This window comes from Pseudomonas sp. 67(2021), from assembly GCF_017491835.1.
GTDB classification, from domain to species: domain Bacteria; phylum Pseudomonadota; class Gammaproteobacteria; order Pseudomonadales; family Pseudomonadaceae; genus Aquipseudomonas; species Aquipseudomonas atacamensis.
Genome location: NZ_JAFGYL010000013.1, coordinates 159,203 through 169,184, shown reverse-complemented (window position 1 = coordinate 169,184; position 9,982 = coordinate 159,203). Strand labels below are relative to the sequence as shown.

At 61.1% G+C, this 9,982-nt stretch carries 13 protein-coding genes; 1 reads left to right on the top strand and 12 read right to left on the bottom strand.

What is annotated here, in order from left to right:
• A partial coding sequence (locus J5M66_RS17405) for a DUF6124 family protein (protein WP_207808680.1) occupies positions 1–263 on the top strand: 263 nt, incomplete at its 5' end.
• Positions 264–429: 166 nt separating this feature from the next.
• On the opposite strand, the gene J5M66_RS17400 is transcribed toward J5M66_RS17405, so the two are convergent.
• The 12 genes from J5M66_RS17400 to J5M66_RS17345 form a co-directional block, all read right to left on the bottom strand.
• Complete coding sequence (locus tag J5M66_RS17400) at positions 430–666, bottom strand: hypothetical protein (RefSeq protein WP_095050185.1); 237 nt, start codon at positions 664–666, stop codon at positions 430–432.
• 139 nt (positions 667–805) lie between these two features.
• A complete protein-coding gene (flhB, locus tag J5M66_RS17395) occupies positions 806–1,945 on the bottom strand; it encodes a flagellar biosynthesis protein FlhB (RefSeq protein ID WP_076566597.1) in 1,140 nt (379 codons plus the stop codon).
• Positions 1,946–1,948: 3 nt separating this feature from the next.
• Positions 1,949–2,734, bottom strand: a complete 786-nt coding sequence (gene fliR / locus J5M66_RS17390) for a flagellar biosynthetic protein FliR (RefSeq protein ID WP_073472764.1) — start codon at positions 2,732–2,734, stop codon at positions 1,949–1,951.
• A 3-nt stretch (positions 2,735–2,737) separates the two neighbouring features.
• Entirely contained in the window at positions 2,738–3,007 is a 270-nt protein-coding gene (gene fliQ / locus J5M66_RS17385) for a flagellar biosynthesis protein FliQ (protein WP_016771067.1), read from the bottom strand.
• Entirely contained in the window at positions 3,004–3,762 is a 759-nt protein-coding gene (gene fliP / locus J5M66_RS17380; RefSeq protein WP_071171446.1) for a flagellar type III secretion system pore protein FliP, read from the bottom strand. The genes fliQ and fliP overlap by 4 nt, the downstream gene beginning before the upstream one ends.
• A complete protein-coding gene (gene fliO, locus J5M66_RS17375) occupies positions 3,762–4,214 on the bottom strand; it encodes a flagellar biosynthetic protein FliO (RefSeq protein ID WP_024012109.1) in 453 nt (150 codons plus the stop codon). Before fliO ends, fliP begins: the two co-directional genes overlap by 1 nt.
• Entirely contained in the window at positions 4,215–4,676 is a 462-nt protein-coding gene (gene fliN, locus J5M66_RS17370) for a flagellar motor switch protein FliN (protein WP_162999812.1), read from the bottom strand.
• 52 nt (positions 4,677–4,728) lie between these two features.
• A complete protein-coding gene (gene fliM / locus J5M66_RS17365) occupies positions 4,729–5,697 on the bottom strand; it encodes a flagellar motor switch protein FliM (protein ID WP_003222890.1) in 969 nt (322 codons plus the stop codon).
• A 9-nt stretch (positions 5,698–5,706) separates the two neighbouring features.
• Positions 5,707–6,210, bottom strand: coding sequence for a flagellar basal body-associated protein FliL (gene fliL / locus J5M66_RS17360; protein WP_016771071.1), 504 nt, complete (start codon positions 6,208–6,210; stop codon positions 5,707–5,709).
• A gap of 213 nt (positions 6,211–6,423) precedes the next feature.
• Positions 6,424–7,791, bottom strand: coding sequence for a flagellar hook-length control protein FliK (locus J5M66_RS17355; RefSeq protein WP_207808682.1), 1,368 nt, complete (start codon positions 7,789–7,791; stop codon positions 6,424–6,426).
• A 105-nt stretch (positions 7,792–7,896) separates the two neighbouring features.
• Complete coding sequence (locus J5M66_RS17350) at positions 7,897–8,244, bottom strand: Hpt domain-containing protein (protein WP_130901802.1); 348 nt, start codon at positions 8,242–8,244, stop codon at positions 7,897–7,899.
• Positions 8,245–8,274: 30 nt separating this feature from the next.
• Entirely contained in the window at positions 8,275–9,978 is a 1,704-nt protein-coding gene (locus J5M66_RS17345; RefSeq protein WP_279381530.1) for a fused response regulator/phosphatase, read from the bottom strand.
• Positions 9,979–9,982: the final 4 nt, after the last annotated feature.

Genomic DNA, 9,982 nt, shown 5'->3' with positions numbered 1-9,982 from the left:
TCGACCACTACCTCTGCCCACCCGGCTCTACTCCACCGCCGTTCAGCCCCCGCGCCATGTACGCCGTCACCGCCGACACCAAAAACGAAGACCTGCTGGCCAACGCCTGCGAAACCCTCGCCTCGGCCAAAACCATCGCCCAGGAATTCGCCGGACTGGTCAAACCATCCCAGCGCCGAACCCTGATGGGGATTGCGCAACTGATCATGCTCGGGGAATTGGCGGTGAATCGGGTGCTGGATAATCTGGAGTTGGCGCAGTAGCACGGCGCAATGATCGTTCCCACGCTCCTGCGTGGGAATGCCTCAACGGACGCTCTGCGTTCGGCTTTGGAAGGGACGCGGAGCGTCCCGGGCTGCATTCCTTTGCTGCGCGTGGTAACGATCATAAAGAACCGCCGCCCCGTTCAGCAGCTTTGCGATCAATTGCTCAATACCGGAGGATTTTTACTTTTCCATTCTTGCTCTTGGGCAATTCGAACTCGACCTCGCCGCCGACTTTAACGCTCGCCCGCAGGGCATCGGGCAATGGAATGCTGAATCGGTATTCTTTGGCCGTCAGAAAAAAACCCGTGGCTTCGGCAAAGGAAATACATCGTCCCGAGGGCTTCGGCGTGATGGTGCCCCTTCCGGTTTTTTCGTCATAACTGCTGAAAATACCTTTCATTGTCGTGCTCCCTTGCACTCGCCTGCCTGACAGCGTCAGTGCGTGCCTGCACCTTGCATCAAACTGCAAAATCACGACGAGCGCACCTGTCAGAGTTGACAGTAAAGGGAGATCTCAGACCAATGGCTGCACAACGACGTCAGGAGTCGCGACGCAGATCCGGCGGAATCGGCAAGTCGTCCTTGAGCGGATCCGGCCGTTTGCCCTTGCCTGCCTGGTGCTGGCGGATCTGGTAGACGTAGGCCAATACCTGCGCCACTGCCAGATACAGCCCGCCAGGAATTTCCTGCTCAAGCTCAGTTGAGTAATAGATCGAGCGCGCCAGCGCCGGCGATTCAAGCAGCATGACGTTGTTGGCCACTGCGATTTCGCGGATTTTCAGGGCGATGAAGTCGCTGCCCTTGGCCAGCAGCACCGGTGCGCCGCCCTTTTCCGAGTCGTATTTGAGTGCGACGGCGTAGTGGGTCGGGTTGGTGATGACCACGTCGGCTTCGGGAATCGCTGCCATCATGCGCCGCTGGGACATTTCGCGCTGGGTCTGGCGGATGCGTTGCTTGACCTCTGGGCGACCTTCCTGGTCCTTGTGTTCGTCGCGCACTTCCTGCTTGGTCATCAGCAGTTTCTTGTGCGCTTCCCAGAGCTGCACCGGCACGTCGACGGCGGCGATGATGATCAGGCCGCAGGCCAGCCACAGTGTGCTCCAGCCCACCAGCAGGACGCTGTGAATGATCGCCATGTCCAGTGGTTCGTGGGCGATGCGCAGCAAGTCGTCGACGTCGGCGGACAGCACCAACAGCGCCACCCCCAGAGTAATCAGAAACTTCGCCAGGGCCTTGAGCAGTTCGACCACAGCCTTGAACGAGAACATGCGTTTGAGGCCGGCGGCCGGGTTCATCCGGCTGAATTTGGGCGCCAGCGACTTTGCGGCGAACAGCCAGCCACCGAGGGAGATCGGCCCGATGATGGCGGCGAGCAACAGGGTGATCATCACCGGCTGAATCGCCAGCAAGGCGATCAGGCCCGACTCCAGCAAGAACCGGCCCATCGCGCCTTGGTCCATGACCACTTCGCGGGACAGGGTGAAGTTCAGGCGCATCACGTCCATCATTTCTTGCGCGAGCATGCCGCCGAAGATCAGCAGCGCAGAGGCGCCAGCCATCATCACGGCGAGGGTGTTGAGTTCTTTGGAACGGGCGATTTCACCCTTCTCACGGGAGTCCTTTTTGCGTTTCTCCGTGGGGTCTTCCGTTTTGTCCTGACCGCTTTCGCTCTCTGCCATGACTCAGCGCGCCCGTGCCAGTTCGCGTAGCAACTGCAAGGCCTCGCTGGCCAGCGGTTGATACTGGTTGAGAATGTCCGCCAGGCCCACCCAGACGATGAACAGGCCGAGCACCAGGGTCAGCGGAAAACCGATCGAGAAGATGTTCAGTTGCGGCGCGGCGCGGGTCATCACGCCGAACGCGATGTTGACCACCAACAGTGCGGTGACGGCCGGCAACACCAGCAGCAATGCGGCGCCGAGGACCCAACCGAGTTTGCCGGCCAATTCCCAGTAATGCGCAACCATCAAACCACCGCCGACCGGCAGCGTGGTGAAGCTTTCAGTGAGGACTTCGAACACCACCAGATGGCCGTTCATTGACAGGAACAGCAACGTCACCAGCATGGTGAAGAACTGCCCGATCACCGCCACCGAAACGCCGTTGGTAGGGTCGATCATCGAGGCGAAGCCCATGCCCATCTGCACCGCGACAATCTGCCCGGCGACGGCAAAGGCCTGGAAGAACAGTTGCAGGGAAAAGCCGAGCACGGCGCCGACCAGAATCTGCTCGCCGATCAGCAGCAGGCCGCTGAGATCCAGCGGGCTGACGGCGGGCATCGGCGGCAGCGCCGGGGTGATGACCACGGTGATCGCCACAGCGAAATACAGGCGCACGCGCCGCGGAATCAGGGTGGTGCCGAACACCGGCATGACCATCAGCATCGACGCCACGCGAAACAGCGGCAACATGAACGACGCCACCCAGGTGCTGATCTGGGTGTCGGTCAGCTGAAGCAGCGACTGCATGGCTTAGCCGATGACCATCGGAATGTTTTTGTACAGCTGGATGATGTATTCCATGAACGTCTGCACGATCCACGGACCGCCGATGATCAGGGTCACCAGCATCACCAGAAGACGCGGCAGGAAGCTCAGGGTCTGTTCGTTGATCTGCGTGGCGGCCTGGAACATCGACACCAGCAGGCCGACCAAAAGGCTCGGCACCACCAGAATGGCGACCATCATGGTGGTCAGCCACAGGGCTTCACGAAAGATATCGACCGCGACTTCCGGCGTCATGGCGAAACACCTCCAAAACTGCTGGCCAGAGTACCGATGATCAGCGCCCAGCCATCGACCAGCACGAACAGCATGATCTTGAACGGCAGCGAGATAATCAGCGGCGAGAGCATCATCATACCCATGGCCATCAGCACGCTCGCGACAACGAGGTCGATGATCAGGAACGGAATGAAGATCATGAAGCCGATCTGGAAGGCGGTTTTAAGCTCGGAGGTCACGAACGCCGGCACCAGAATGGTCAACGGCGCCTGATCCGGGCTGGCGATGTCGGTGCGCTTGGACAGGCGCATGAACAACTCCAGATCGCTGGTGCGGGTCTGCGCGAGCATGAAGTCCTTGATCGGCACCTGAGCCTTTTCCACAGCTTGCTGGGCGGTGAGGGTTTCCGCCAGATACGGTTGCAGCGCGTCGTTGTTCACCCGGTCGAACACCGGCGCCATGATGAACAGCGTCAGGAACAGCGCCATGCCGGTGAGGATCTGGTTCGACGGCGTCTGTTGCAGGCCGAGGGCCTGACGCAGGATCGAGAAGACAATGATGATCCGCGTGAAACTGGTCATCAGGATGACCGCTGCCGGAATAAAACTCAGCGCGGTCATGATCAGCAGGATCTGCAGACTGACCGAATATTCCTGCGCGCCGTCGGCATTGGTGCCCAGCGTGATCGCCGGGATCGACAACGGATCGGCGGCGAACGCCAGCGGCGCGGCCAGCAACAGGAGCAGCGTCAAGACGATGCGGAGCGCACCCATTACTTCGTATCCTTTTGGTCCTTGCCAAGAATCTTCAGCAGATGCTGAGCAAATTCCGGCGTCGCTTTTTCACTGGCGGTGGGGACTTCGACCGGCTCTTTGAGCACATGCAGCGCGGTGATGGTGCCGGGGCTGAGGCCGAGCAGAATCTGCTCGTTGCCGACCTGCACCAGCATCAAGCGATCACGCGGACCGAGCGCGCGGGAACCGATCAGCTCGATCACCTGGCCCTTGCCCGCCGGCCCCGCCTGTTGCACGCGGCGCAACAGCCAGGCGAGGAAGAAGATCAAGCCCAGCACCAGTAGCAAACCGAACACCAGTTGCGTCAACTGACCGGCCACGCCGCTGTTGACCATTGGCGCGGTGGCGGCAGGCGCGGCAGTGGTCGCGCTCGGCTCGGCAGCCAGCACGCTCAACGGCCATGCCAGCAGCACCCAGAGAAACCTTTTCACTCAGCGCAGCTTCTTGATGCGTTCGCTTGGGCTGATCACGTCAGTCAGGCGGATGCCGAACTTCTCGTTGACCACCACTACTTCGCCGTGGGCGATCAAGGTGCCGTTGACCAGCACGTCGAGCGGCTCACCGGCCAGCCGATCAAGCTCGATCACCGAACCCTGGTTGAGTTGCAGCAGGTTGCGGATATTGATGTCGGTGCTGCCGACTTCCATCGAGATCGACACTGGAATGTCGAGGATCACGTCCAGGTTCGGACCGTCGAGGGTCACCGGATCATTGTTCTTCGGCACACTGCCGAACTCTTCCATCGGCAGACGGTTGGAGCTGGAAGTGCCGGCGTCGGCGGCCAGCAGTGCATCGATGTCAGCCTGGCCGGCATCACCGGTTTCTTCCAGGGCCGCAGCCCATTCATCGGCCAGTGCCTGATCGTCCTGCGCGTTCATATCGTCGTTCATCATGTGTCCTCGGCGGGCAACAATTCGGTTAAATACGGGGGTGAAAGGCGCCGCCTCAGCGACGCTCGATCGGCTCGATCACTTGCAACGCGAGGTTGCCTTTGTGCGAGCCCATCTTGACCTTGAAGGCCGGCACGCCGTTGGCGCGCATGATCATGTCTTCCGGCATCTCGACCGGGATCACATCGCCCGGTTGCATGTGCAGGATGTCGCGCAGCTTCAACTGGCGGCGGGCCACGGTGGCACCGATCGGCACGTCGACATCGAGCACGTCCTGGCGCAGGGCGTTGACCCAGCGCTCGTCCTGATCGTCGAGGTCGGACTGGAAACCGGCGTCGAGCATCTCGCGCACCGGCTCGATCATCGAGTACGGCATGGTCACGTGCAGATCGCCGCCACCGCCATCGAGTTCGATGTGGAAGGTGGAGACCACAATCGCTTCGCTCGGGCCGACGATGTTGGCCATGGCCGGGTTCACTTCCGAGTTGATGTACTCGAAATTGACTTCCATGATCGCCTGCCAGGCTTCTTTCAGATCGACGAAAGCCTGCTCGAGCACCATGCGCACTACGCGCAGTTCGGTCGGGGTGAATTCCCGCCCTTCGATCTTGGCGTGACGGCCGTCGCCACCGAAAAAGTTGTCCACCAGCTTGAACACCAGTTTGGCGTCGAGGATGAACAGCGCGGTGCCGCGCAGCGGTTTGATCTTGACGAGGTTGAGGCTGGTCGGCACGTACAGCGAGTGCACGTATTCGCCGAACTTCATCACCTGCACGCCACCGACAGCCACGTCCGCCGAGCGGCGCAGCATGTTGAACATGCTGATGCGGGTGTAGCGGGCAAAGCGCTCGTTGATCATTTCCAGCGTCGGCATGCGTCCACGGACGATGCGATCCTGGCTGGTCAGGTCGTAGCTTTTGACACTGCCGGGTTCGGCAGCATTATCGGTCTGTACCAGACCATCATCGACGCCATGCAGCAGCGCATCGATTTCATCCTGGGACAGCAGATCCTGCACGGCCATGTCGTGTTCCTACTGCAGTACGAAATTAGTGAAAAGCAACTGTTCGATGACCACTTTGCCCAGTTCTTTCTGCGCCACTTCCTGGACGCTGGCGGTGGCCTTCTGGCGCAACATCTCCTGGCCGACCGGGGTCGCCAGTGTGGCGAAATCCTGACCGGAGAAGAGCATTACCAGGTTGTTGCGGATAACCGGCATGTGCACTTTGAGCGCGTCCAGATCGGCCTGATTACGCGCCAGCATGGTGATGCTCACCTGCATGTAGCGCTGACGGCCGTTCTGGTTGTAGTTGGCAACAAAGGCCGGCGCCATCGGCTCGAAAATCGCCGCCTGCTTGCCGACCGGCGCTGCTTCAGCGGCCTCGGCAGGCTTGCTCTGCGCGCCATGCATGAAGAACCAGGTCGCCCCGACGGATGCACCGATGGCCACCAGCAACGCCAGCACGATCACGATGATCAGCTTGAGTTTGCCTTTGGTTGCGGGGTCTTTTACTGCTGCAGCTTCGCTCTTCGCCATGCCAATAATCCGTCACTAATCGGGGGTTTCACAGTCGCACGGCAAGGCAAGAGCAAGTGTTATGCCAGAAGTGTCAGCGCGTCATCTGAACGGCGCCATAAACAAATGTGGGAGCGAGCCTGCTCGCGAAAGCAATGTGTCAGTCAACATATAGGTCGAATGTCACATCGTATTCGCGAGCAGGCTCGCTCCCACATTGGGTATTGCGTTGCGTCAGGCGTAATAGTCGACCGCGCTGGTGCCAATCACGCTGGTAGTCTGCGCCGCCACTTCAGCGACAGTAGCTGGTGCCAATTCCTCATCCGCCGAATCCAGGCGTCCGCCGGCAGCGCTGGTCCGGCCACTCTGGCCCTGCTGCGCCTGCTCCTGGCCTTGCTGCCCCTGCCAGCCACGGTTCTGGTCGGCGACGTTGACGTCGACCTGGCCCATGCCCTGCTGGTTGAACATGTCGCGCAGGCGGTGCATCTGGCTGTCGAGCGCTTCACGCACGCTCGGATGCGCGCTCATGAAGGTGACCTGGGTCTGCTGATCGGGAACCATGTTCACGCGGATATCCAGGCGCCCCAGCTCCGCCGGCTGCAACTGAATGTCGGCGGCCTTCAGGTTGACGCTGGACAGGTACATGACGCGGTTGACCACTTCTTCGGTCCAGCCGCTCTGGTGCATGGCGATCGGCTGATTCACTGGCAGCGCATTCGCGGTTTTCGGCGTAGCGGCCTGGGTGAGTGCCGCCAGACGGTTGGCGAAGTCGTCGACACGGGTGTCGCTGGTGGCGGACTTCAGATCCTTCAGGCCATCATCGATCAGCCCGCTGAAAGCTTTATCGCCGCCCTGGCTGGTGCTGTCCTTGTCGGCCTGCACGTCGAGCATGCTGGCCATGCCGGCGGCAAAGTTCTGCGCGGCGGTCAATTCGCCGTCAGCCTGAGCTTGAGCAGGCGTGGCTTTCGGTTGCGCCTGGCTGGCGGCAGAAATATGCCCGCCCTGCTCCATCGCCATGCGCACGGCCGGCAGCGAATCGAGCGGATCGGCTGTCGGATCAAATTCGCTGTCGGTTGCCGCCGGATCTTTGACCATGCCCGACACGACCGCCAGTGCAGGCGTTTCGGTTTCCGGCTGGGCTGGCGTGGTGACTGTTGGTGCTTGCACCACAGGCGCTGCCACCAACGGCTGAACGACTTGCGCCAAGGCCGGATCAAGCGCCGGATCTACAGGCGCGGCATCGGCCACAGGGGTTTGTACCGTTTCAGTGGTGTCATCGGCAGTGGCAGTCGCGTCGTCGCTCGTCGCCGCTTTGTCGGCAGGCAACGCTTTGCCGCTATCGGCAACAGCTGGCTCGGGCGCGGCAGACTGATCTTTGCCGATATCCTTTTTGCCGCTGCTGTCTGCGACCTTATCGCGTGCCGGCTTGACTGAGTTGTCGGCGCTCACGGCAGGCTTGGCCGGCGCCTGATCGGCGAACACTTTGGCGAAGCTGGAGGCCTTGTCCCCGGCGTCTGCGGCCATTGCCGACGATTTGGCAGAGGCGGCTTGTGCCTTGGCCTGAGCGGCGGTCTGAAGAAGAATGTTGGGGGTCGCAGGCATGACACGGTCTCCGCTGCACTGGGATCGTAGGTACAGTTGAGCAAGATGACTGCAAGTGCCGGGCCAGTTTGGCCTGACACTTGCGAAAAGCGCCGTACGGCAGCTTCAGTGGATGTGGGCGTGGTGCTTTTCGCTTTCGTACACCGGGCGTACTTCGGCGAATTCGGAATGGATATCGGCCACCAGTTGAGCGAGCGCTTCCGGACTTTTGTCCTTGGCATTCGACTCAAGGTCCTGGCACAACTCGGCCAGTCGAACCGCGCCCATGTTGCTGGCACTGCCCTTGAAGCTATGGGCTACATCGGATAGCGCTTTGGCGCTGGTGCTGTCCTGCAACTCGTGCAGGCGGCTTTGCGAATCTGCCAGAAAAGTCTCCAGCAATTCCGTATAGCCGTCCTCCATTACCTCGCGCAAAGTATCGAGGACTTCGCGATCTACATGTGTGTCTGTCACTTGCTCACTCCTTGATCAAGAATGGGCGGATTATGCCTCAATCTCCCAGAAAAACTCCACGCTGGCACTACGACCCTGGTCCGACCAACTGGCGTTGCGCCCCAGTTGCCGGACCAGCCCGATGCCGCGTCCCGACAAGCGGGCGTTATCCACGGGCCGCTCCATGACCCGCGCCACATCAAAGCCCTTGCCGCTGTCCTCGACGCGAATGACCAGCCGCCCGCCCTCGCCTTGCGGCTGGACCTGCAGATGCACGCGCACGAAACCGTCTTGCAGCGCCTCCAGCCGCGCCGCGCGCATTTCATAGTAGCGGGCGAAACCTGCCGCATCGCGTTTAAGGCTGGAGTCCAGCCCAAGCACGCCATGCTCCAGGCCATTGGAATACAACTCGGCGAGCACGCTGTACAGCGCTCCGCTTTGCGCGCGCAGGCCATGTACCTCAAGCAGCAACTGCAAGAGGAACGGCAACGGATTGAAACGCCTGAGCGTGGCGCCGCGAAATTCGAAACTGGCCGACCAGTCCAGCGGGCACGACTGGCCGCTGTCGGAATACACCGGCGCCGCGCCGTGGGTCTGCGTCGACTCAAGCAGACTGACCTCGACCATGCTCACATCGTCACGGGCCTGCCCGCGAAAATCGCGCAGTGCCTGTTCGATATCCTCGAACAACCGATCCGGCTCGCGGTTCGCCGCAAAGACCTGCTGCAAGCGCTCGACGCCGAACAACTGGTCATTGGCATCGCAGGTATCGATTACCCCGTCCGATAACAGAAACACCCGATCATCGACGGCCATCGGATACACATCCGTACGGTCATCGAAGGCTTGCGCGCTGAGAATCCCCAGTGGCAAATGCCGCGCCGGCAACGGCACGCGCTCGCCACTGGCCATGCGATGCAAGTAACCGTCGGGCATGCCGCCGTTCCACACCTCCACCGAACGGCTCTGGAAACTCAGACTGAGCAAGGTAGCGCAGCAGAACATGTCCACCGGCAGGATGCGCTTGAGCTTGGCGTTCATCTCGCGCAGGGTTTCGGCCAGGCCATAGCCCTTGGCGGTCATCCCATAAAACACTTCGGCCAGCGGCATCGCCCCCACCGCTGCCGGCAAACCATGCCCGGTGAAATCGCCGAGCATGACGTGCATGTCACCGGCCGGCGTGTACGCCGCGAGCAACAAGTCACCGTTGAACAGCGCGTAAGGCGATTGCAGGTATCGGATGTTCGGCGCACTCAGGCAACCGGAATGCGCGACTTTGTCGAACACCGCTTTGGCCACGCGTTGTTCGTTGAGTAGATAGTCGTGATGTCTGGCGATCAGATCGCGCTGCTGCAGGACCGTTGCCTGAAGGCGGCGCAAGCGATCCATCGCCTTGATTTTGGCGGCGAGTATCACTTGGTTGTACGGCTTCGCCAGAAAGTCGTCGCCGCCAGCCTCCAGACACCGGGCCAGCGCCTCACTCTCGGTCAGGGATGTGAGGAAGATGATCGGCACCAGCGCTTCCCCCGCCAGTGCCTTGATCTGCCGCGCCGCTTCGAAGCCGTCCATCACCGGCATTAGCGCGTCCATCAACACCAGATCGGGCTGCTGTTCTTTGAACGTTTCCACCGCCTCGGCACCATTGGCCGCCGTCAGCACCCGATGGCCCTGACGGCGGACAATGGTCGACAGCAGCAGCCGGTCGGCGGCGCTGTCTTCGGCGATAAGAATGGTCAGCGGCTCTTGCGCCTGCATGGGC